We start from the raw sequence: 22,482 nt of genomic DNA on the forward strand, positions 1-22,482 counted from the left end.
ATTTGATGCACGATCTATTATCCGTTTTCAGGATAATAGATCGTGATAAACAAGAGGAATAAATCACATTAAAAAGACTTACCATGAAAATCATAAAGCTCTTTTCTTTTTTGTTCGCTCTCTCATTGTTATCCCCACAGGTTTTAATTGCAAACGATATAGAATGGAGTTTTGACTCCGATGCACAAGGTTGGCACGATATGGGTGATGACCGTGACGTTGTGGCCGGCTGGGAAAATGGGAAGTTGACAATGACATATACAAAACGTTCTTCCGGAATGGGATCTCAGCTTTGGTTTCCGGCAGTTAAGGTAGATGACCTGGATTTCAGTGCTGCCGATTATCCCTATTTAGAAATATATTATGAAGCTAACTGGCCCACCGTTATGCCGGTTAAGTTTCTCATAACACTGGTAAAAACAGATAATACGCTCGTACATTCTTTTGCCGATATCGATCCTTCCAAACATTTCGTTTCAATAGATATATCGGCAAATGTCAGGACCGATTGGGGAGGTACTCCGTATGCGGGACAAATAAAATCGGTGGAACTGGAACTTCCTCATAATTCCGATCCGGCTTCAAATCCCGCAACGAACTGGTTTAACGGACGATATACTTACATAGATAAAGTCGTATTGACAGATACGCAGAATACTGATCCTGAAGAAGGAGAACAAGTACGGATATGGAACTTCGATAAAGATTTTGCAGATACACAAAATGAACTTGTTGCGGAAGCTACAGGGAATCCGCAAATATCGGCTGTTGCCGCTAAATCGGGAGATGCAGGACTTTTACTGGATGGTGAAAGTTTGCTTACCATGCCTGAATCTAAATTATTTACATCTGCAGAAATGACGGCAGCCTGCTGGATAAAAACGACCGGAGAAGGTCAAAAAGATTCGACTGTGCCTGCAGAGATATTTTCTTATAACAATGGTGATTTTACTATTGCCATAAAAGGAGGAAATCTGGTATATAAAAATAACCGCTTGTGGGAACATATCGCCACATTGAAAAGTAATACATGGCAACATATCGCTTTCGTAGCCGGTAGAAATATGATTACATGCTATGTTAATGGGAAAAAGGTCGGTGAAATTTTGGCAGTTCCGGCAAATGCTCGTACAGGTAATTTTGTTATAGGACGTAACGGGTTGATGGCCTCTGTGGATGAACTTTCTGTCTATAACTATATACTTACCGAAAAAGAGATAGCCGAGTTGGGAACTATTCCTTTGAATACGGTCTCGGCATGGACTTTCAAAGAAGATCTGGAAGGCTGGCACGAAATTGAAGATGGTTCGATAAGAGATGTTTCATTAAGCTACGAACCCGGGGCTATGGTGATGACTTATGTTGATAAAGCTCACTCTACAGCTCAGTTGTGGTTCCCTCAGGTAGAAGTGCTTACCAATTTCGATGCAGAATTATATCCTTATTGCGATATTTCTTACGAAGCTGTAAACTGGCCTGTGAATACGATGTCAAAAGCTTTGTTCGAGCTTAAAAGAGCAGACGGTACCATCGCGTATGCTTATTTCGATCTTGATCCGGCACAACGTTCCGTATCTGTCGATTTGGCAAAAAGCGATCCCGGGTGGGGTGCAAAATATTCGGGAGAGATTGTATCTGTTCGCCTTGAAATCCCTCACAACGGATCAGCTAATCCGGCAAGTGACTGGTATGGAGCATCGACGAGAATTACCAAAATTGAATTTAATGCTAAGACTCCTCCTGTTTCGGAAAGTTGGAATACGATACTGGAAAACAGTTCTTTCGTAAAATCGGGATTGGATAAGCTGAATCGTACCGATTACCAATATCAGCCTATCGGTCTGGGCGGTACGGCTTTACGGGTAGATCCCTGGGGATTTGCCGGAACAAAGGCTCCTCAGGCATCCGCCGGTATTACCTGGCACATTCATAAACCCTATTACGGCTATGAATACTGGTGGGATAAAGAAGGCCACCGCTTTAATCCTTTCATTATAAAAGGAGGATATGGAAATGAATTGAATCCTGGTACTATTACCGATTTCAGCCAAAAACTGGATATTCGTACAGGCTTATTGAATATCGATCTGGGCTTGAATGTCGACGGAACACAATTTACCACGAAAAGAACGGTTTTTGTAACCCCCGATGGCGTTTTAGTTATTCATATAGAGGATGCAGGAGCTCCGTCTCCTGTAAAATTGAATTTGATGGTAGACGAGGTAGTGAGAATCTATGGAAATAGCGGTATATACGATACGGAACATGATCCGTGGACAGGCAGTGCCGTACCCAGGAGTGAGGACGGTACATATGGAACCGTAGTTACGGCTACCCGCCCTAATACGTCTGTTGCTTCTCTGGCTGTAGCGGTCGAAACTTCTTCATCTGTTGTTTATGATAAAGATAATACCGTTGTAAGTGCTACAGATGCGAACGGTGCAGTTACCTTCTATATCGCACCTGCGTCTACGTTTAATCCGGCTACTCCTGAAGTACCTCACGATCATGCCTGGAACAAAGCTTATGCAGCCCGGCTGAAAGGCTACGAAGCCGTAAAACAGGAAACTTCCGACTGGTGGCGTGATTATTTAGGCAAATCACAAATATCTATACCTGATGAAAAAGTTGCTAAGTTATATGCGCAATCGTTGTTCTATCATGGAATCTATTTCGGGAATACGTCTATTCCTCCCGGATGTAACTCTACCGATATAGAAAGCTTTGCCGGAGCAATTTGTCCCGAGTATGACTTAGTATTAAGCCAGATGGCTCTTCTATATACCGGTCATTTGAACGAAGCTAAAAATATAGCTGACTGGACGTATAGCGTATTACCGAAGGCTAAATCCAATGCCGTGGATGGTATATCTCATTACGATGTTACGCGCCGGTACCCTTCAGGTGCTATTTACACTACGCTTATGGGATATGACGGAACTATGTGTAAACAACCTACCCCAGGAGAAGGTATTAATCTGAAACAAAATTATCCGGGGGCGAATGCTTCATTGATAGCGCTGTCCTACCTGGACTATAGTAACGATAATGCCTTTAAAGATAAAGCTTACGATATCCTTAAATCGACAACCTATGTTTCATTGGCCGACCTGATACAGGACGGCAATTACTACCGCTGCGGAGCCATGCCGAACGTTGTACAGGAATCGGCAGCACGTATGGGATATAACGAATGTGTGAAAAGAGGCATCGCCGATCCCGAATGGAGTAAATATGAAAATAAGATATTGATTCCTACGACGACACTCTTCGGAGATACTCTGATCGCTGGCGGAGTAGGGGCCGTAGCCGTGGAAGGACAAGGAGATGCGACGTGGTTGTCTCCGCTCTGGTGGTATGGCGTGGTAGATAAGAGCGACAGTAAGATTTTACCGAGTTATATTAATTCTGCAAAATCCTCTACGGGAGATTATATTTTCAATAACGGAACAATGGGAGTTATTGCTTCCAAGCTCGGATTAGGAAATGATGCTTTATCTTGGTTAAGGAATTTTGAGAGCAGCGATGTTCTCTATGATGAAACTTGTTTTACCGAATCGAGAGGCCAGTTATTCCTGACTCCGGAGATAGGAGCGCACGGAGGATATATATGTAATGTTTCGCAGATGCTTATGGATCCCGATAATGATGAGTCCATAGATATTTTCCCGGCCGTCCCTACCGATTGGGAATATAAGAAAGTAGGATTCAATAACCTGATGGCTAAAGGCGGATTGGCTCTTTCTGCTGAGCGTGATCTGCATGGAATGAGAATAGAGATAGAGAATAATTCGGATAATACATTAACGCGTGAATTACGTGTTAAAATCCCGGCGTCGCTTAAAGTTTCCGGTTCGGATGATTCCCAGATGAAAGACGGGGCTTTATTAATACCCGTAACGTTGGGTTCAAAAGAGAAGCGTACGTTCGAATATACATTTACTTCGGGAGGTACGGACTGGATAGAGCCTCAACCTCAAAAGGAGAGTGATGGATTCAGAATATATCCTAACCCTAACCCGACAGGTACGCTCTATATAAGCGATAGTGAGAATATAGATGAAATATGTATTTATTCTCTGTCGGGAAACGTTGTTGCAAGGTTCAAGGGAGGATATAATTCGTATAACATTGGAATGCTGGATGCTGGAGTGTATCTTCTCACTCTGAAAACTACGGCTAAAGAATATGTAAGTCGTAAATTAATCGTCATGAATTAAGACTGCAAAAAGGGTGTATGTAACCCATGCACCCTTTTTAATTCTTTAAAACAAATTTATTTGCTATGAAAAGATCCTTCTTATTTCTTTTGATGATTTCCCTGTTTTTTTCCTGCGGAAAGAAAAATGATATATTGGTTACCAGACAGGATGACGGCAGTATTGTGCTTTCTTTTACGGCTGATAAAAAGTATCTCATTCTTCCTCTTGAAGAACCGGGTCTGGAATTACCCGTAGATGTAAAAGTGGACGGAAAACAGGAACATGCTTATCTGATAAGATTTGCCGGAAAAAATATCGATTACCGTATCCCAATGGATATATCGGCCTGGAAAGGAAAGAAGGTTGAATTAGTGGTGAAGAACGGGAGCAATGCGGATATTTTCTGTTCAGACATAAGGCAATCGGATACGTTCGAAGGAAATAAAGAAGAAAAGTATCGTCCGGTATATCATTTCACACCTCCGTACGGATGGATGAACGATCCTAACGGCCTGTTATATTACGACGGTAATTATCATTTATTCTTTCAGCATAACCCGTTCGGTTCCCGTGGGCAGAATACCAGCTGGGGACATGCAGTAAGTGGTGATCTGGTTACATGGCAGAGCTTACCCGAAGCGATCTATCCCGACCAGTTCGGATTGATTTTTTCAGGAAGCAGTGTGGTGGATTGGAATAATACATCCGAATTGCAGACAGGAAAAGAAAAAACATTTTTAGCACTATATACGCAGTACAATGCTGCAGAAAAGAAATTACATCAAAGCCTGGCTTATAGTAATGACAAAGGATTAAGCTGGACAAAATATTCCGGAAATCCGATTTTGAAACACAGGTCTGCCCCCGATTTTCGCGACCCGAAAGTTTTTTGGTATGAGCCCAATCAGGAATGGGTAATGGCAGTTGCCTGTAACCGGGTTCTGGAAATATATACTTCCCCAAACGCTATCGACTGGACATATGAAAGTTGCTTTGGTAATGATTACGGCTTACCTCAGGGCGGATGGGAATGTCTGGATCTGTTCGAGCTTCCTTTAAACGGAGATGTTACGAATAAGAAATGGGTATTGATTTGTAACTGTACCCTCGGTGGCCCGTCAGGAGGACCGGTTACCCAATATTTTGTAGGTGATTTTGACGGGAAAAAATTTACCTGTGATTTTAAAAAAGAAGAAGTGCATTTGCTGGACTGGGGTAAAGATAATTATGCGACCGTGTCGTGGTCGGATATACCTCGGGAAGATGGTCGCAGGATTATTATTGCCTGGATGAGCAATTGGGATTATGCCAATGATGTTCCGTCCGTCAGTTTTAAAGGGGCTATGACCGTACCCAAGGAACTGAAACTGGTTACTAGGAATAATAAACCTGTTTTAATTAGTTATCCTGTCATAGAAATAGACAAATTGAGAAGAGACCCCAAATATATAAATACGAAGATAGAAAAAGAATACGTAATAGACGATTTATATCCCTATGGTAAAGGGGCTTATGAACTCGATTTTACGATAAAAAATATAACTGCCGGTATTGTAGGGTTGAAACTGATTAACCCGAAAAATGAGTTTACAGATATTTTTATCAGTATTCCGGAAAAAAGATTATATGTGGACCGGACAAAAAGCGGCGTAGTTGATTTTCATGCTACATTTCCTGCAAAAGTTCATGCCGATATTGAGGTTAAAGATACCTATAAGCTGCGTATATTGGTGGATAGAGCTTCTATTGAATGTTTTGAAGGAAATGGAGAAACCAATATGACCAATATCGTATTTCCCGAATTGCCTTATAATAAAATTATATTTTATGCGCAAGACGGAAGTTATGATCTCGATATGAGAACATACCGGATGGCTGCACCAGAGATTAGATAACTATTAATAACACTTAATATTAATTGACAATGAAAAAGTTTGGTTTTATTACGCTGAGTATCGCTCTGCTTTTTTCAATGCAGAATATGCAGGCTCAGAAAAAAAATGATCCCTCGAAGAACGGACGTGCCGGATTTGACTATTTCATCGGGATAGTCGGGAATCCGTCTGTCGTTGAAGATATAAAATGGGATGATGAACAATTGAAGGGGTTGAAGGATTTAGGAGTTAACATGCTGCAGCTAAGTATAGCATGGGGCGGAAAGCCTGCCAATGAAGTGATTAATCTGGAAGATCTGCAGGATCCTGAACAGATGGCCAAATGGAAATTCCGTGTCGCACAATGCGAAAAATACGGTTTTAAACCTATTGCACATTTCGGTATTCCCCGGGTACTTAATGCCGACCCAGTGAAACCTGCCTGTATATCGGATGAAGCTGTTCAGCAAAAATATGTGAAGATGATCAAACAGTTCATGGCAGACTTTCCTACGGTGAACGATATTCTTGTTTATACTTTTGACCAGCAGGCTTGGATTTGTAGTGAATTCGGTCCTTGTCCGCGTTGTTCAGGTATACCCATTAGCGAACGCGTATCGCATTTTATTAATTTGTTGAAAACAGCTATGCAGGAATCCCGCCCGAATGCGGAGACGATGCTTTGGTGGAAACCCTGGGAATTGTCTAAGGGACAAACTATCGAAATTGTCAAAGGTATAGATCCTACAGGTTTCGGACTTATGTTGAATTCATCTACCAGTAACGAAGTTTATCCGTTTAACGACGGTTCTTTGAAATCCGACCTGGGTGTAAAACGATTGATACAATATGCTTATGAAAGAAATATACCGGTTATCGGAGAATTCGACCACACCTTGTATAACGGACTTTATCAGATAGACGATTATTTCCCCCGTCTGGTTTATGAACAAATGGCCGGATGGAAAGAACTGACAGGAGTTGTAGGTGTGAAAGAGTATTATGGCTTTGCCCCTTCTATCTATTCTGTGAATTTTGCCATGTTGCAGGCCTGGATGAAAAATCCGAATGCTTCTTTGGACGAATTACTTAAACAAATCGCTGCTCCTTATGGTAAAAAAACGGCTCCTCTTATGATTAAAGCATGGGAATATGTAGCTCAGGCGGTAGAAGCTTTCCCTTGGGATGTAAGTTATCTCATCGGTCCGTTGGGATTGGATAAGGGCGAAAAAGGTGAACATGACTGGGATTATGTGAAAATCGTGAACGGTACTTGGGATACCCCTATCTGGGAATCGAACCGTCGTGCAAACTTCATTCTGACCGATGCTAAGAGCGCCCATCCCTGGATATTCGAAGATACCGGAATCCGTTTGCGGGATGCCGCTCAGCTGAATAAAAAAGCAGTGGAATATTTCGACCGGGCTATTGCCATGAATGAAGGAAAGGCTGATGATATCAGGAAACAACGTGATTTTGTGAACAGTACCGCACGTTCATTAGAAGGCAAAGGTATTCATTATATGCTTACCTTGGCTGCTCAGGATGCCAGAACTGTTCAATATGACCAGAATCAGTTCGATAAAGTATGTGCAAGAATCAGAACTTTATTGCAGGATGATGCCAAGAACGGTTATAAAATGGCCGAAACTAAATTGGCGGAATTTAACCGTGATCCTAAAGCCTGGTTGAAACAGAATTTCTGTCCGAATACATGGCGTTCGGAAGCAGAACCGAACTGGAGCAAATGGATCGCCCCCAATAATTAACACAATCTGCTTATTTTAAGGTTTGTAGCTTTAAATAGATCACCGGGATTATGGTTATAATCCCGGTGATAAAGCTACCCTTTTACTAAACATTATCTGTCAGTAATCTTTTTAATCTTATACCTATATGAAAAATCCAGGAATTTATCTCGCGTTGATATCGTTGCCGTTCTTACTCGGAACTTGTACTGGCGACGGAGCGAAAAAAGACGATATAATGTATCGGGTAGGAATATTGGGTGCTCCCTCTAAGCCTGATATTGAATGGAATGACCAAAACATAAAGCTGATGAAAGACCTCGGTTTCAATGCTATGCAGTTAAATATCGCGTGGGGATACAGACCGGGAGACGATCCGCTTAATCTGGAAGATGTTCTTCCTGTTCCCGATAAGTATAAGTTGCCGGTAGATATTGATTCTACGTTGAATAAAAATACGGGATCGAGTACTACATTTATTCATTCCCCCCGGAGCGTAGCCGGCCGGGCTGCCGAATTGAAAAAACGAATAGGCTTGTGTGAGAAATACGGTATGCGCTCTATATTTCATTTTGGGGCACCTTTTGTGGAATATCCCGCTATAGAACCCTTGTCGCAGTGTATTACCGATTCTATGACCCTGGAGCGTTATGTGACTCTTATACGGAATTTTCATAAAGAATTTCCGGGGGTGGATGATCTGTTAATGTATACGTACGATCAGAATGCTTGGTTATGCAGTGAAGATGGAGAATGTAAACATTGTAGCGGAGTTCCCTTGGATAAAAGAGTGACCGCATTCGTAAATAAGTTGGCACAAACATGGCATGAACTTAATCCGGAAGGAAGGCTTTGGTGGGAACCCTGGGAAATCTCGGGCGGACAGACCTATAAAGCTGTTGAAATGCTTGATGCCGAATGTGTAGGATTATCTATCCATTCCAGTATAACGGAGGTACAGCTCGCTCTTTCAGCCGACAGGTGGTTTAAGAATATGCTGACTTTAGCAGAGAAAAGAAATATTCCTGTTATAGGCGAGTCCTGGCTGGGAGGAGCTACCGAAGAAACAGAACCTTACCTGTCCATTCCTACGCCGTTGGTTACTTTACGTGCCTTACGTGCTATGGACAAGGCCGGAAAATTGAGCGGTATGAAAGAATATTATGGGAACTTGCCCGGTAGGGAAGACGTAAATCTGCGCACTACATCTATTTTTTTCAATGATAAAGATATAACCGATAAAGCAGCTTTGGACATATTGGCTAAACCTTATGGGAAAGCCGAAGAAAAGGTAAAGTCATACTGGACGTCTGTTTCCGAAGCTTTTGAAATATATCCCTGGGACATTTCCTGGTATGCCCGGGAAGTGGGAAAAAGCCAGCCGGAACATGCACTTACAGCAGCTACGCTGAAGGGTGCATCTTGGGTGACTCCTTCTTGGTTGTCTAACCGCCGGGCTGCATTTATGCGTACTGTAGAATCCGATTATCCGCATTTTTGGATGATGGAAGATGCACAATTGCGTTTTGAGACCACTGCTTCTTTGATGGATAAAGCGTTGGAAACGGCTGCAGAATGCAGAAAAGATATACCTGAGAATCTGCTGAAAGATTTTGACGATGGAGTTCGCGAGCTTAAAGGTTTCCGGCAAAGAGTGCTTTCTTATGCTTATCATATCCGTGAAACAAATCTGGTAAATATCATGCGTCATTCTCTTCAGAAATGGGGTATGGTAAAAGATGAGAACGTACAGGAACTTAAATCGTTGCTTATACGTGATATGCAAAACCAGCAGACAGAAAGAAAGGATATGGAGGATGCCCTACAGATGTTGAATAACGATTTACATCGTTTCTTGAATACTTATTTCCAGGAAACGACTGTTCCCGGAAATTATGAGGTATGGACAATAACATCGAAATAATTTGAAACGACATGAAAAAGACAAGTTTTAAAATGTACCTCAAACCGGGTTTTGAGGAAGAGTATAAAAGACGGCATGATGCCATTTGGCCCGAGTTGAAGAAATATTTGAAAGAAAACGGTGTTTCCGATTATTCGATTTTTTGGGATGAAGAGACGAATATTCTCTTCGCTGTACAGATGAATGAAAGCGACACCGGTTCTCAGGATTTGGGAGTGGAACCGATCGTCCGGAAATGGTGGGATTATATGGCCGACATAATGGAAGTCAATCCGGATAATTCACCGGTTTCCATTCCGCTGAAAGAACTTTTTTATATGGAATAATTAAAAGAAGAATAGTTAGGATGAATACGAAAGTCGGTTTATTCGGTATTGGTCTTGAAACCTATTGGGCACAATTCGATGGTTTGCTCGATCATTTGAAAATATACCAGGGAGAAATTAGAGATAGGATTGCGTCGTTCGGTGTGGATGTCGTGGATGCAGGTATGGTGGACAATCCCGTAAAAGCAGGAGAGGCTGCCGAATATCTGAAAAAACAGGATGTGGATATCGTATTTTTATACGTGGCGACGTATGCCCTGTCATCTACTGTACTGCCTGTCGCCCGGAAACTGAAAGTTCCGGTGATTATTTTAAATCTGCAGCCTGTAGCCAGATTGGATTATGAAACATTCAATAAGTCCGGCGATAGCGGTAGAATGACCGGAATCTGGCTGGAACATTGTCAGGCTTGTTCTGTTCCTGAAATAGCATGCGTGTTTAACCGTACCGGAATACGTTATGAGATAGTGACCGGATATCTAAAAGATGAAGAGGCTTGGAAAGATATTCAGGCCTGGACCGAAGCGGCCGGAGCCGTAAGAGCATTATGTAATAACCGTATGGGTATTTTAGGGCATTATTACTGTGGAATGCTGGACGTATATACCGATATAACGAAACAATCGGCCGTGTTCGGAACACATTTTGAAATACTGGAAATGTGCGAGCTTAAGAAATACCGCGATTCTGTCACCTTCGAAGAAGTAGAAGAAAAGATTCGTGAATTTGGAGAAGCTTTTGACATTGTACCCGAGTGTGAACCGGCAGAGATAGAACGGGCGGCACGTACTTCCATAGCCCTCGATAGAATTATAAAACATCATAATCTGTCTTCTATGGCCTACTATTACGAAGGTGAAGGAGGAAACGATTATGAAAATATGGTTACCTCGGTCATTGCAGGTAATACCTTGCTTACCAGTAATAATATACCGGTCGCTGGAGAGTGTGAAGTGAAGAATGCACAAGCAATGAAGATTATGGCAGAGTTAGGAGCCGGAGGATCCTTCTCGGAGTTTTATCTGATGGATTTTGAGGATGATATCGTGATGCTCGGACATGACGGGCCGGCCCACTTCGCTATTGCCCAAGGCCGGGTGAAACTGGTCCCCCTGCCGGTATATCATGGTAAACCCGGGAAAGGATTGTCGATACAAATGTCGGTGAAATACGGACCGGTTACCCTGTTGTCTGTCGTAGAAGGAGCCGACGGTATATCTCTGCTGGTTGCCGAAGGGGAGTCGGTTCCCGGACCTGTATTGCAGATAGGCAATACGAACAGCCGTTATCGTTTTTCTATCGGAGCGAAGAGATTTATGAACGAATGGTCTAAATACGGACCTGCACATCATTGCGCCATAGGGGTAGGACATATTGCCGGTAAAATAGAAAAATTAGCATTTTTGCTTAATATCCCGGTAAATATTGTCTGCTGATTATAACAATGTTTTCCAGTTATAATAAAGTAAAAGATTGCCGACGTCACACCTTTTTGAAAGAATAGCAAAGTAAATAAATAATACCGTGGAGAAAATTACCCGAGAATTGTTTTTCCATCCTTTAATCGGCAGTCTTGTTAAGTAAAAGCAATATTCATAGAATGTATCGGGTAAGAACGGGCTGCCCGGAATAATTTTGTTGTAAACTTCACGGTCGGGGAGACGGACTGAGCCAGTTCGTCTCCCTTCCTTTTTTGAAAGATTTGGGTATATTTATCTTTTTATGGTTAAAAGCTGTTTTAAAAAAGATGAAAAGTGTAAATATCGGGTTTTTGAAAAAAATATATGTTGAATCATAGTACAGAATCAAAATATTGTTCCCTCCTTTGTACCATAAACATTGAGTTTATTTTGTTCTTCTCTTCCTTGTATTTATCTTGACCTGTGAGTCGAGTCTTTTTCAATGTTGGAATGACCTTTAGAAACTTTCTTGTTTTTTATTAGTTATCAGTTTTTTATGAAGTTTTCAAAAGGTATCTGCCGGAAAAACGGCAAATCGAAATCGCAAGAGCTTGAGTTTAATTTACATTTTAGCATATAAATCATACGGACGGTTCCGGTTCTGGAATTGTTTGTCTTATCTTATCATTTATGAAATCGTTTTACATAGGTAATATGGAAATAAAACTGCCCGTTATTCAAGGTGGTATGGGGGTAGGAATATCTTTGTCGGGGCTTGCTTCGGCTGTAGCCAATGAAGGGGGTGTTGGAGTAATTTCATGCGCAGGGCTTGGATTGCTTTATCACAAGTCGCCTTCGGATTATAAAAATAATTGTATATGGGGGTTAAAAGAGGAATTGAGGAAAGCGAAAGAAAAGACCCGGGGAATTATAGGGGTGAATATCATGGTTGCATTGAGCAACTTTTCCGATATGGTGCGTACGGCTATTGCAGCTAAAGCCGACATTATTTTTTCGGGAGCCGGTTTACCTCTTGATCTGCCTTCCTATCTTACACCGGGAAGCAAGACCAAGCTTGTTCCGATCGTTTCTTCGGCCCGGGCAGCTAAATTAATTTGTGAGAAGTGGAAGACCGGATATAATTATTTGCCGGATGCCATTGTCGTAGAAGGACCGAAAGCCGGCGGACATTTAGGTTATAAAAATACCCAGATAGAAGATGAGAATTATTCTTTAGAACATATCGTTCCTGAAATACTGGATGTTACACGACAGTACGAAGCGGAAAAGAAATGTGCGATTCCCGTGATAGCCGCCGGCGGACTCTATACGGGAGAGGATATATATCGTCTTATTTCTATGGGGGCTTCGGGAGTTCAACTGGGTACGCGTTTTGTGACTACGGAAGAGTGTGATGCTTCCGTAGAATTCAAACAAACTTACATTGATGCACATGCTGATGATATAAAGATCATAGCCAGTCCGGTAGGAATGCCCGGAAGAGCTATAGACGGAGAGTTCATACGTAGAGTTGAAGCTGGTACCGAAAGACCGGAAAGATGTTCTTTCCATTGTATAAAAACATGTGATTATACCAAAAGTCCGTATTGTATCATAAAGGCATTGTATAATGCGGCGAAAGGAAATTTTAAAAAAGGATATGCCTTTGCCGGGGCGAATGCCTATTTGTCTCAGAAAATTGTAAGTGTGAAAGAGATGGTATCATCTTTGAAATCTGAGTTTTTCGAGGCTGAAAAAAGTCGGCAGAATATTAATTAAAGATGGCTGCTAAGAGAGCAGTTTTAAACAAATGACATTTGATAAATTAAATATTATCGAGCCTGTATTGAAGGCTTTGAAAGAAAAAGAATATTCGGTTCCTACTCCTATTCAGCAAGAGGCCATTCCGGTGGCTCTTGAGAAGCAGGATTTGCTGGGCCTGGCTCAGACCGGAACTGGGAAAACCGCAGCGTTTGCCATACCTATTATCCAGCATCTATATAACGAAGCTCGTCAGGAAAAGAAAAAAAATAAGGAGATTAAAGCTCTTGTACTTACTCCTACCCGGGAACTGGCTATACAGATTGAAGAAAGTTTTCGGGATTATGCCAAATATACCTCATTACGCCATTGTGTGATATTCGGTGGGGTCAAACAAAAGGCACAAACCGATGAATTACGTAAAGGAGTGGATATACTTATCGCTACGCCGGGACGTTTGCTGGACCTTGTGGCACAGGGATTCGTGAGTTTGGATGCAATCCGCTATTTTGTTTTGGATGAAGCTGACAGAATGCTGGATATGGGATTTATTCATGATATAAAGCGTATCCTGCCGAAATTGCCGGTGAAAAGGCAAACCTTGTTTTTTTCGGCGACGATGCCTCCTGCTATATCTTCTCTATCCCGTTCCATCTTAAAAAATCCCCGGAGGGTCGAAGTTACTCCGGTTTCATCTATTGTGGAGACAATCGAGCAGTATCTTTATTATGTGGAGAAACAAGAGAAAAAAGATTTACTGATTAAGTTACTGGCTGAAAAAGAAGAAGCGTCTTCGGTACTGGTATTTTCCCGTACTAAACATGGTGCGGATAAGATTGCCCGTATATTGTGTAAGGCGGGGATCGGGAGCGAAGCTATACATGGCAATAAATCACAGAATGCCCGTCAAAAGGCTTTGTCCAATTTTAAGTCGCATAAAACACGGGTGCTCATAGCTACCGACATAGCCGCCCGGGGAATCGACGTAAACCAGTTAGAAACGGTAATCAATTACGATCTGCCGGATGTTCCGGAAACTTATGTGCACCGTATAGGCAGAACGGGGCGCGCGGGCAATAGCGGAAAAGCTTATACTTTCTGTTCGCAGGATGAACGGCCGATGTTAAAAGATATACAGAAACTTACAGGAAGAGTTTTAAGGCCGTTAAATGCCGGGATAGGAGAAATGTCCGGTTTGTAATATATCACATACAGAACTTTATAAGAAAGAGGTACGGGATTCCCGTACCTCTTTCTTATTGCAACCGGGTTGTGAATGGAAGAAACTATTTTTGCCCGGTAAAAAGAACAATGCATGAAATGGAATAGATTTATTGCGTCTCAATTTGGGAAACCATCGGGGATATCCGGTATTGTGGCGACTTTCATAATGAATAGAATGAATGGAAAATTATATCGTTTTGTTGAGGACAAACTGAGTTTGAAACCCGGAGAAAAAGTTCTGGATATAGGTTTCGGGAACGGAAGCTTTATCCGTCGGCTGTCCGGCATAGGAAAAGGTAATAAAATTTATGGTATAGATATCTCTGAGGATATGTTAAAAGTAGCAGTAAAGAAGAATAGGAATGCCGTTTTACAGGGAAGAATGGATCTAAAGGTCGGTGATGTTATCTCATTACCATATGAGGATAGTACTTTTGATAAGATATATACGATAAATACCCTTTATTTTTGGAAAGATCCGGTAAAAGGACTGAAAGAGATCGGACGGGTATTGAACCCGGATGGAAAATGTTTTCTGGTCGGTTATGAGAAAGAATGGCTGGATAAGATACCTTGTACCCGGTATGGTTTCAGAAAATATGATTTTCCGGCTATTTTGCGTATGATAGACAAAGCCGGGTTGGTAATAGTAAATACCGAACCTATAGAAGAACGCAAGTCTTACGGTATGACCATTTCCCGGCATCCCTATTCTTTATTTCCCTGAAGTATATAATAGATTATTGTCCTGTAAGTTTCTTGATTATTCTGGCCGGAACTCCGGCAGCCATGCAGTCATCGGGAATATCTTTACTTACGACGGAGCCTGCTCCTATAACGCAGCGGTTGCCTATTGTCACCCCGGGACATATCACCGCACCTCCTCCAATCCAGCAGTCGTCTCCTATACTGATAGGTTCTCCATGTTCTATTCCGGTAGCCCGTAGTTTATAGTCTATAGGATGCATAGGGGCGTATAATTGTACGTTAGGTCCTATAAGGATATTTTTTCCCAGTGTTATTTTTGCCGTATCCAGAATAGTGCAGTTATAATTGATAAAACCGTTTTCTCCACCGTAGATATTAAATCCGAAATCACATAGAAAAGGCGGCTGAATGACCAGTGACGGATGAGCATGAGGAAGTAATTTGTGAAGGAGTTCTTTTCCTTCATCGCATCGTACGAAATACCTGTTGTTATATTGTTCCAGCAGCGTAAGCGCATCCCGGTGCATTTTCGTTAGTTCCGGGTCATACGGACTGTATTCTTCACCGTCCGCCATTTTTTCTTTTTCTGTTTTCATCTTTTTTTATTGTGGCCTCGTAAAGTTAATCATAACTTTATTATTATATATGATTTGTAGCGTGAAGAGTGGTATTTTCTCCGGTTTCGGGCTTGAGACCCCGGAGAAATATTTATCTTTGTTCGTCTTGTTATCGCAAAACGACATAATAAAATAATAACAGATGAAGAATATATGAAGTTTGAATTTGTCGTTTTATTGTCTAAGCTATAGAGTCCTGTAATACTTTATCTTATAATGACTGGATTGAAATGAAAGAAAGCCTGATAGAAAAATATTTGCCGGCAGATTATTCCGACAGATTTACACGCCGGATAAAAACCGGAAAAAAAATAGAACCGGGCGATCTCCTTACAGGTATGTTCGGCATGACTCCCGGATGGGTAAATGTACTTATGAAAATCAGGAATATGATTGTAAAGCCATTCGGCATAAAGAGTGGAAATCTCGGGACGGAATTTTCTAAAACAGTAAACGAGCAGAATGACGATGAAGCTGTTATAGGGATGGATGACAAGCATCTGGAATTTCATGTTTCTGTCGGTGTATTTGCCGTTGAAGAGAATGAACAGGAAATAACCGTAACCACGGTCGTTAAATATCATAATACATTGGGACGGCTTTATTTCTTTATGGTATTTCCTTTTCATAAAATCATAGTTCCGGTCATGACAGACCGCGTAATAGCAAAAATTATTATTAAAAAATGAAAGTACATCATTTGGCTCTGTGGACACATCATCTGGAAGAGATGAAAGATTTTTACTGCACCTGGTTCGGAGGAGAGTGCAGCGAAAAATATGTGAATCCGGTGAAACAATTCGAATCTTATTTTATTCGATTCGTTTCGGGAGCATCCCTCGAAATCATGAGACGTCCTGATATTACTGTCATTGAACCTGGAGAATATAAGGGCTATTGTCATATAGCATTTGATGCAGGTTCCGAAGAAAGGGTAATAGCCTTGACGGAAGCTCTGAGGGATGCCGGCTATACGGTCGCCGGAGAGCCCCGTACGACCGGGGACGGATATTTTGAAAGTGTGATACTGGATATTGACGGAAACCGGATAGAACTGGTAGCCGGGTGATTATTTTCGTTTTTAGCAAGTTTGGAAAAGTTCGTGTAATTGTCATAAGGTATTTTTGTTTCGGAAAACCAAAAGAATCATGCAACAAAGACCAACGACGATAGAAGATTATCACGAAAGGGTGAATAGACTCGTAGAGTACATCAACAATCATCTGGAAGAAAATATCGATCTGGGAGTACTGGCCGTTATGTCCGGGTTCTCACCCTGGCATTTTCACCGGATAACCAAAGCTTTTTTGGGAGAGCCGATAGGTGCTTTTATTGTAAGAATGCGCATGGAGGCTGCAGCTCGTTTATTGCGTTATTCAGTTCTTCCCATAGGGGAAATCGCTTACCGGATAGGATATGACGTACCATCTTCCCTGTCGAAGTCTTTTAAGCGGTTTTATGGTATTTCTCCTAAAGAATATCGTATTAATAAAGACTACACGATTATGAAACCAGTAGAATTAAGGCCCGAATTGGATGTGGAGGCCGAAGTAAAAGAATTACAATCTTTCCGGGTTGTTTATGTTCGTCTTACAGGAGGATATAGCAATAACGATTATTGTGCCGCATGGAACAAATTATACGGTTACATGGCGGCAAACCGTTTGGATATGTCCGATGTGGAACATATATGTGTATATCATAACGATCCTAAGGTTACTCCCGGAGACAAATTACGCACTGATGTTTGCCTTTCAGTACTGCAGGATGTTTCTCCTGTAGGAGAGATAGGAACGAAAGTGATTGAAGGTGGGAAATATGCCGTATTTCGTTATAAAGGATATTATGAGAACCTGAGTTCCGTATATGATACTATTTACGCCTGTTGGTTGCCCGAATTAGGATACTCTCTAAGGAATATCCCCGGTTATGAGAAATATTTGAATCATCCGGGAAATACAAAGCCGGAGGATTTGCTTACCGAAATTTATATACCTGTCGGATAAATGTTATGATAAAAACAGATCGGGGAAAACAAATCGTTTTTCCCGATATTCTTTATTGGAGGCAATAGAACTTTTCTGTCATCCGGTCGTTCTATTTTAATTAAGATATGTATAAAATGAAGATCAAGACAGTACAGCAAATATTACCTCCTCCTCCTTCTCACATGGTGGGCGATGGTTTTAGGGTTCATAATTTCTTTCCTGGCGGATATAATATGGGGCACGACAGAATGAGCCCGTTCATTTTGTTGGACTATAATGCTAAAATGGAATTCTCACCCCGGGATATCCCTCGTGGAGTGGGAGTACATCCTCATCGTGGATTTGAAACGGTAACTTTTGCTTACCACGGTAAAGTAGCGCATCATGACAGCCGGGGGAACCGCGGAGTAATAGGTGAGGGAGATATTCAGTGGATGACGGCGGCGGCAGGAATCCTCCATAAAGAATATCATGAACTGGAATACAGTAAAAGAGGAGGACCGTTCCAAATGGTCCAGTTGTGGATTAATTTGCCGGCGAAGTATAAAATGACTGAGCCCGGCTACCAAGCCATTGTCAATCGTATGATACCCAAATATGAAATACCGGATAACGGAGGCACAGTAGAAGTCGTTGCAGGGGAATATGAAGGGATTAAAGGTATAGCCCGTACATTCAGTCCTATGAATATATATAGTATTCGTATGAATGAAAGTGCATATTTGAATATGTCTTTGCCAACGGATTATAATACCGGAATATTAGTCATAGAAGGAAATGTGCGTGTAAATGAACAGGATGATGCTCCTGCCGACCATTTTATCCTGTTCCGTAATGACGGTGAAGAGTTCGGGCTTTATACCTCATCGGGTTGTGTGCTGTTATTGCTGAGCGGAGAACCCATTCGGGAACCTGTTGTGGCGTATGGACCTTTTGTAATGAATACGAAAGAGGAAATATTACAGGCTTACCAGGATGTAAATACAGGGAAGTTCGGTAAATTGGAAGATTAACCGTTCTTTACAGGTAATCTTTCCCATATCCGGCGGGGGATCAGTTTCCAGAAAAATACGAGCAAGCGGTATCTCCGGTCTATAATGGCAATCCGTTTTTTCCGGTCGAGAGCGTGTACGATATGTTCTGCTACTTTTCTTGGGTTCATTAACATGGGATATTTTCCCCCTTTCAATAAGTCGGTAGCGACAAATCCCGGTCTTATATCGGTAAACGAAATATTTAATTTTTCCATTCGGGATAACTGGGATAAAGCTTCTATGTATGTGTTCTGGAAGCGTTTGGTCGCAGAATAAGCGGCTGCTATACCTAATCCTTTGGTTCCGGCGATGGAACTGATAACGGCGATATGTCCTCTCCCTTTTTGTCTAAAGTATCCGAATGCCGTAGTAATGACCCGGATAAAACCTTCGACATTTGTTTTTGCCGTATTTAATTCGATATCGGGATTTAACATGGGATTTTGACTTCCTATGCCCGAGCATAAAAGCAATATATCCATACCTCCTGTTTTTTCGATCAGATTGTTTATTTTAACCGGAGCATCTTCCTGGGTAATATCTATAGTTTCCGTCTCTACCCGTTCGGGAGAGATCGATTGTAATTCGGTCAGGGCAGTTTCGCGTCTACCTGCTATACCTGTTTTCCAGCCCTGTTTTATATATGCCAGGGCAACTTCTTTACCTATACCCGATGTGGCTCCGATAATGACGATTCTTTTCATATAATTTATTTAAGGTTTTTATCGGTCTGACTTCATCGATTTAATAATAAACTTTTAGCAAAGCCATTGATTACTTATTGGCAAACAAATATTTGTTTGTCGGAGTTATCATAAAACACTTCTTCTTCGAAACTTCCGAATTTATGAATAATTTTAAAACCATTCCATTCCAGATAAGAATCTAATTCTTGAGGAAAGAATAATCTCATATCCAGATTTTGAATCGAATCAAACTCACCATTAATAAAATAATGCCATTCTATGCGGTTTATCTGGGTTTTTCTTTCATATCGCATGATTTGCCTTATCAATATGTCCCTTCCGTCTACGGTTGTATATTCGGCAACTTTTGTTTGTTTTTTTGAATGTTCAACAATATACTGAATATTGGGATTAAAACAATCTAACAGAAATAAACCTCCTGTTTTGAGATGATTTTTAACGGCATTTAATGCCATAAATAAATCTTCATTTTGATATAAATGATGGATTGAATTAAAAGGAATAAAAATAAAGTCATATTTTTTCTGTAAATCCAAAGTTCTGATATCTGCTTCAATAAACTCGACTTTTAGTCCTGCTTCGGATGCTTTTATTTTTGCTTGTTCGAGCATAGAAGAAGTGTGATCTACCCCGCTAATATCATATCCGTCCTTTGCTATCGGAATAGTAAGTCTGCCCGTGCCGCAACAAAGCTCAAGTATACGGGCATCTTTATTTTCCGGCAGCCACCGTTTGTAAAATTCCAAATCATCTATGTGGGTGTTCATTCCATCATAAATATTAGCATCATAAATTAAATCTCCAACTTTATAATTGCTGTTCATTTTGTTTATTTTAAGTAATGACGTAATAATTCGAGAGGAGCATACCAAATCATACGTGGTCCCATATATCGCATTACTTCTTTTATTCGTTTTTTCATCTCTGGTTTGTAGCAATGTACCGGACATTTTTTGCACGAATGTTTTTTCTCTCCGAAAGAACAGTGTTCCAATCGTGAATTTGCATAGCTAAGAAGAGACTCGCACTCCGGACAAAGAGTCTTGTTTCTCTCTTTTTTCCGGCAGTAGAGCCGTATCATCAAGGTTATAATTTCTTTCTCTTTTGCAATGCGTGAACGTGCCATAAGTTCGTTTTCATATTTTATTTCAAAGATAAGGATAAAAAGCGTGAAACAGAATAAGGGGGGAAGATGATATTGTAAATAAGCGTACTTATTGTAAATTGTACGTCAGAATATTATAATCCGTAAAAATGGTCTGTCAATCTGTAATTCGTATAATTGAAACCTTATTGTATAAGTTTACTTTTGTAAAGTAGATAAAAAAGAATGATTATAGAATAACGTATGGAACAAATAAATAAAAATTTAATTATTGTGGTATTGACGATATTCGTCATATATCCGCTTAACGCTCAGAATCAGAAAATGGATAAAAAAACAGAATTTGAACAGATTTTTCCACTTGGCGAAAAGAATGATAGTTTTTCGCAATATTTCATAGGCCGCTCATATCTCGCTCCGGTAAGTAATAACGAGACATTGGGTACGCATATTTTTAATGTTACGTTTGAGCCGGGATGTCGCAACAACTGGCACAGCCATACCGGCGGACAGTTACTTATATGTATTGCCGGCCGGGGATATTATCAGGAGAGAGATAAAACAGCCCGGGAACTACTTCCCGGCGATGTGGTCGAGATAGCTCCGGATGCGGTTCACTGGCATGGAGCGGCTCCGGACAGTTGGTTTTCACATCTGGCAGTAGAATGTAATTCCGCTACGAATAAGAATATATGGTTTGAGCCTGTGAATGATGAACAATATCTTGAAGCAACAGCAAAACCGTAAGTCTTTTTTTTATAAGAGCCAAAAAACTATTTGCAGTATGGCGAATACGTATGCGGCTGAAATTCTTTTTGAAGAGGCAGGAATGGTTGATTATGACAGATTGAGGGGAGCAGGGATGGTTTATTTTAAGACAAGAGAATAGGTCTTTATGTGTGTGAGAAAATATAAGGAAGGTATTGATTTGTAATTACCGGAAATTTTTAATTGGAAAAATATGGAATATATAAAATTGAATAACGGCATTGAAATGCCGGTTTTAGGTTATGGTGTTTACCAGGTAAGCCCTGAAGAATGTGAACGTTGCGTTATGAATGCTATCGGAGCAGGGTATCGCTCTATTGATACGGCACAAGCTTATTACAATGAAGAAGGGGTAGGTAATGCAATGGCTAAATGTGGAATACCTCGTAACGAATTATTTGTCACGACTAAAGTGTGGATATCGAATGCAGGTTATGAGAAAGCAGCGGCTTCTATCGACGAGTCTCTTCGTAAATTGAAAACCGATTATATAGATCTGTTGCTTATTCATCAACCGTTTGGGGATTATTACGGAACATACCGTGCCATGATCGAGGCTAATGAAGCCGGTAAAGTACGGGCTATCGGTGTATCGAATTTTTACCCCGATCGTTTTAAAGACCTGGCTGAATTCGGGCCGGTCGTTCCCGCCGTTAATCAGGTGGAAACACATGTCTTTAATCAACAAGTGAAGGCTCGGGAAATCATGCGTCAATATGGAACTCAAATTATGTCGTGGGCACCGCTTGCAGAGGGCCTTAATAATTTCTTTTCCAACGAGGTATTAAAAAATATAGGAGCTAAATATGGTAAATCTGTAGCTCAAACAGCCTTACGTTTTCTTATCCAGTGCGGAGTGGTAGTTATACCTAAATCTACACATGTAGAACGTATGAAAGAGAATTTCGACGTGTTTGATTTTTTTCTTTCGGAGGAGGATATGGAACGTATTTATGCATTGGATACAGGCAAGACCTTATTCTTTTCACATCAAGACGATTCCACGGTAGATTTTTTTGTAAGTATCGGTAAATAAGATGACAATGAATATAGTGATGGAAAAGGGCCGTTTTACAAGAATGTACCGTGGAAAGTA

Annotated in this window: 18 protein-coding genes and 1 pseudogene; 15 read left to right on the forward strand and 4 right to left on the reverse strand. The window is 41.0% G+C overall.

Annotated elements, in window-relative coordinates:
* Positions 1-83 precede the first annotated feature (83 nt).
* The 9 genes from OCV73_RS02660 to OCV73_RS02700 all read left to right on the forward strand — a co-directional run bounded on the left by OCV73_RS02660 (position 84) and on the right by OCV73_RS02700 (position 15,186).
* The gene (locus OCV73_RS02660) at positions 84-4,220 is read left to right on the forward strand and encodes a LamG-like jellyroll fold domain-containing protein (RefSeq protein WP_147548794.1); all 4,137 of its coding nucleotides are present in this window, start codon (positions 84-86) and stop codon (positions 4,218-4,220) included.
* A 65-nt stretch (positions 4,221-4,285) separates the two neighbouring features.
* Positions 4,286-6,097: a GH32 C-terminal domain-containing protein gene (locus OCV73_RS02665; RefSeq protein WP_147548796.1), complete on the forward strand. Its 1,812-nt coding sequence runs from the start codon at positions 4,286-4,288 to the stop codon at positions 6,095-6,097.
* A gap of 29 nt (positions 6,098-6,126) precedes the next feature.
* Positions 6,127-7,845, forward strand: a complete 1,719-nt coding sequence (locus tag OCV73_RS02670) for a hypothetical protein (protein WP_147548798.1) — start codon at positions 6,127-6,129, stop codon at positions 7,843-7,845.
* Between the two features lie 127 nt (positions 7,846-7,972).
* A complete protein-coding gene (locus OCV73_RS02675; protein ID WP_147548800.1) occupies positions 7,973-9,748 on the forward strand; it encodes a hypothetical protein in 1,776 nt (591 codons plus the stop codon).
* An 11-nt stretch (positions 9,749-9,759) separates the two neighbouring features.
* Positions 9,760-10,074 (forward strand): L-rhamnose mutarotase, encoded by a 315-nt coding sequence (rhaM, locus tag OCV73_RS02680; RefSeq protein ID WP_147548802.1) that lies wholly within the window; start codon positions 9,760-9,762, stop codon positions 10,072-10,074.
* Positions 10,075-10,094: 20 nt separating this feature from the next.
* The gene (locus OCV73_RS02685) at positions 10,095-11,510 is read left to right on the forward strand and encodes an L-fucose/L-arabinose isomerase family protein (RefSeq protein ID WP_147548804.1); all 1,416 of its coding nucleotides are present in this window, start codon (positions 10,095-10,097) and stop codon (positions 11,508-11,510) included.
* A 654-nt stretch (positions 11,511-12,164) separates the two neighbouring features.
* On the forward strand, positions 12,165-13,253 hold the full coding sequence (locus OCV73_RS02690; protein ID WP_147548806.1) for an NAD(P)H-dependent flavin oxidoreductase: 1,089 nt from the start codon (positions 12,165-12,167) through the stop codon (positions 13,251-13,253).
* 31 nt (positions 13,254-13,284) lie between these two features.
* Positions 13,285-14,436 (forward strand): DEAD/DEAH box helicase, encoded by a 1,152-nt coding sequence (locus tag OCV73_RS02695; protein ID WP_147548808.1) that lies wholly within the window; start codon positions 13,285-13,287, stop codon positions 14,434-14,436.
* 114 nt (positions 14,437-14,550) lie between these two features.
* Positions 14,551-15,186, forward strand: coding sequence for a class I SAM-dependent methyltransferase (locus OCV73_RS02700; RefSeq protein WP_147548810.1), 636 nt, complete (start codon positions 14,551-14,553; stop codon positions 15,184-15,186).
* A 13-nt stretch (positions 15,187-15,199) separates the two neighbouring features.
* On the opposite strand, the gene OCV73_RS02705 is transcribed toward OCV73_RS02700, so the two are convergent.
* On the reverse strand, positions 15,200-15,763 hold the full coding sequence (locus tag OCV73_RS02705; protein WP_147548812.1) for a sugar O-acetyltransferase: 564 nt from the start codon (positions 15,761-15,763) through the stop codon (positions 15,200-15,202).
* Between the two features lie 251 nt (positions 15,764-16,014).
* Here OCV73_RS02705 and OCV73_RS02710 point away from each other — a divergent pair, with 251 nt between their 5' ends.
* The 4 genes from OCV73_RS02710 (at position 16,015) to OCV73_RS02725 (ending at position 18,785) form a co-directional block, all read left to right on the forward strand.
* Entirely contained in the window at positions 16,015-16,473 is a 459-nt protein-coding gene (locus tag OCV73_RS02710; RefSeq protein ID WP_147548814.1) for a DUF2867 domain-containing protein, read from the forward strand.
* Entirely contained in the window at positions 16,470-16,853 is a 384-nt protein-coding gene (locus tag OCV73_RS02715) for a VOC family protein (RefSeq protein WP_147548816.1), read from the forward strand. The genes OCV73_RS02710 and OCV73_RS02715 overlap by 4 nt, the downstream gene beginning before the upstream one ends.
* A 79-nt stretch (positions 16,854-16,932) precedes the next feature.
* On the forward strand, positions 16,933-17,790 hold the full coding sequence (locus tag OCV73_RS02720) for an AraC family transcriptional regulator (RefSeq protein ID WP_147548818.1): 858 nt from the start codon (positions 16,933-16,935) through the stop codon (positions 17,788-17,790).
* Between the two features lie 116 nt (positions 17,791-17,906).
* Entirely contained in the window at positions 17,907-18,785 is an 879-nt protein-coding gene (locus OCV73_RS02725; protein WP_147548820.1) for a pirin family protein, read from the forward strand.
* On the opposite strand, the gene OCV73_RS02730 is transcribed toward OCV73_RS02725, so the two are convergent.
* From OCV73_RS02730 to OCV73_RS02740, 3 genes are all read right to left on the reverse strand, one after another.
* Complete coding sequence (locus OCV73_RS02730) at positions 18,782-19,510, reverse strand: SDR family NAD(P)-dependent oxidoreductase (RefSeq protein WP_147548822.1); 729 nt, start codon at positions 19,508-19,510, stop codon at positions 18,782-18,784. The two genes, OCV73_RS02725 and OCV73_RS02730, sit on opposite strands and share 4 nt — an antisense overlap.
* A 74-nt stretch (positions 19,511-19,584) precedes the next feature.
* On the reverse strand, positions 19,585-20,337 hold the full coding sequence (locus OCV73_RS02735) for a class I SAM-dependent methyltransferase (RefSeq protein WP_147548824.1): 753 nt from the start codon (positions 20,335-20,337) through the stop codon (positions 19,585-19,587).
* Positions 20,338-20,342: 5 nt separating this feature from the next.
* Complete coding sequence (locus OCV73_RS02740) at positions 20,343-20,639, reverse strand: nitrous oxide-stimulated promoter family protein (RefSeq protein WP_147548826.1); 297 nt, start codon at positions 20,637-20,639, stop codon at positions 20,343-20,345.
* Between the two features lie 231 nt (positions 20,640-20,870).
* Here OCV73_RS02740 and OCV73_RS02745 point away from each other — a divergent pair.
* A pseudogene (locus OCV73_RS02745) lies at positions 20,871-21,353 on the forward strand (cupin domain-containing protein); the annotation flags it as partial.
* 226 nt (positions 21,354-21,579) lie between these two features.
* Positions 21,580-22,422 carry an aldo/keto reductase gene (locus OCV73_RS02750; protein WP_147548828.1) on the forward strand — a complete coding sequence of 281 codons (843 nt, stop codon included), beginning with the start codon at positions 21,580-21,582 and terminating at the stop codon, positions 22,420-22,422.
* The last annotated feature ends 60 nt before the right edge of the window (positions 22,423-22,482 follow it).

Origin of the sequence: Barnesiella propionica (assembly GCF_025567045.1) — a bacterium.
GTDB lineage: Bacteria > Bacteroidota > Bacteroidia > Bacteroidales > Barnesiellaceae > Barnesiella_B > Barnesiella_B propionica.

Coding starts and splice junctions, on each gene's coding strand:
- OCV73_RS02700 (WP_147548810.1), top strand. CDS start 14,551: ATGAAATGGAATAGATTTATTGCGTCTCAATTTGGGAAACCATCGGGG.
- OCV73_RS02695 (WP_147548808.1), top strand. CDS start 13,285: ATGACATTTGATAAATTAAATATTATCGAGCCTGTATTGAAGGCTTTG.
- OCV73_RS02670 (WP_147548798.1), top strand. CDS start 6,127: ATGAAAAAGTTTGGTTTTATTACGCTGAGTATCGCTCTGCTTTTTTCA.
- OCV73_RS02715 (WP_147548816.1), top strand. CDS start 16,470: ATGAAAGTACATCATTTGGCTCTGTGGACACATCATCTGGAAGAGATG.
- OCV73_RS02710 (WP_147548814.1), top strand. CDS start 16,015: ATGAAAGAAAGCCTGATAGAAAAATATTTGCCGGCAGATTATTCCGAC.
- OCV73_RS02660 (WP_147548794.1), top strand. CDS start 84: ATGAAAATCATAAAGCTCTTTTCTTTTTTGTTCGCTCTCTCATTGTTA.
- OCV73_RS02750 (WP_147548828.1), top strand. CDS start 21,580: ATGGAATATATAAAATTGAATAACGGCATTGAAATGCCGGTTTTAGGT.
- OCV73_RS02725 (WP_147548820.1), top strand. CDS start 17,907: ATGAAGATCAAGACAGTACAGCAAATATTACCTCCTCCTCCTTCTCAC.
- OCV73_RS02675 (WP_147548800.1), top strand. CDS start 7,973: ATGAAAAATCCAGGAATTTATCTCGCGTTGATATCGTTGCCGTTCTTA.
- OCV73_RS02720 (WP_147548818.1), top strand. CDS start 16,933: ATGCAACAAAGACCAACGACGATAGAAGATTATCACGAAAGGGTGAAT.
- OCV73_RS02690 (WP_147548806.1), top strand. CDS start 12,165: ATGAAATCGTTTTACATAGGTAATATGGAAATAAAACTGCCCGTTATT.
- OCV73_RS02685 (WP_147548804.1), top strand. CDS start 10,095: ATGAATACGAAAGTCGGTTTATTCGGTATTGGTCTTGAAACCTATTGG.
- OCV73_RS02735 (WP_147548824.1), bottom strand. CDS start 20,337: ATGAACAGCAATTATAAAGTTGGAGATTTAATTTATGATGCTAATATT.
- rhaM (WP_147548802.1), top strand. CDS start 9,760: ATGAAAAAGACAAGTTTTAAAATGTACCTCAAACCGGGTTTTGAGGAA.
- OCV73_RS02740 (WP_147548826.1), bottom strand. CDS start 20,639: ATGGCACGTTCACGCATTGCAAAAGAGAAAGAAATTATAACCTTGATG.
- OCV73_RS02730 (WP_147548822.1), bottom strand. CDS start 19,510: ATGAAAAGAATCGTCATTATCGGAGCCACATCGGGTATAGGTAAAGAA.
- OCV73_RS02705 (WP_147548812.1), bottom strand. CDS start 15,763: ATGAAAACAGAAAAAGAAAAAATGGCGGACGGTGAAGAATACAGTCCG.
- OCV73_RS02665 (WP_147548796.1), top strand. CDS start 4,286: ATGAAAAGATCCTTCTTATTTCTTTTGATGATTTCCCTGTTTTTTTCC.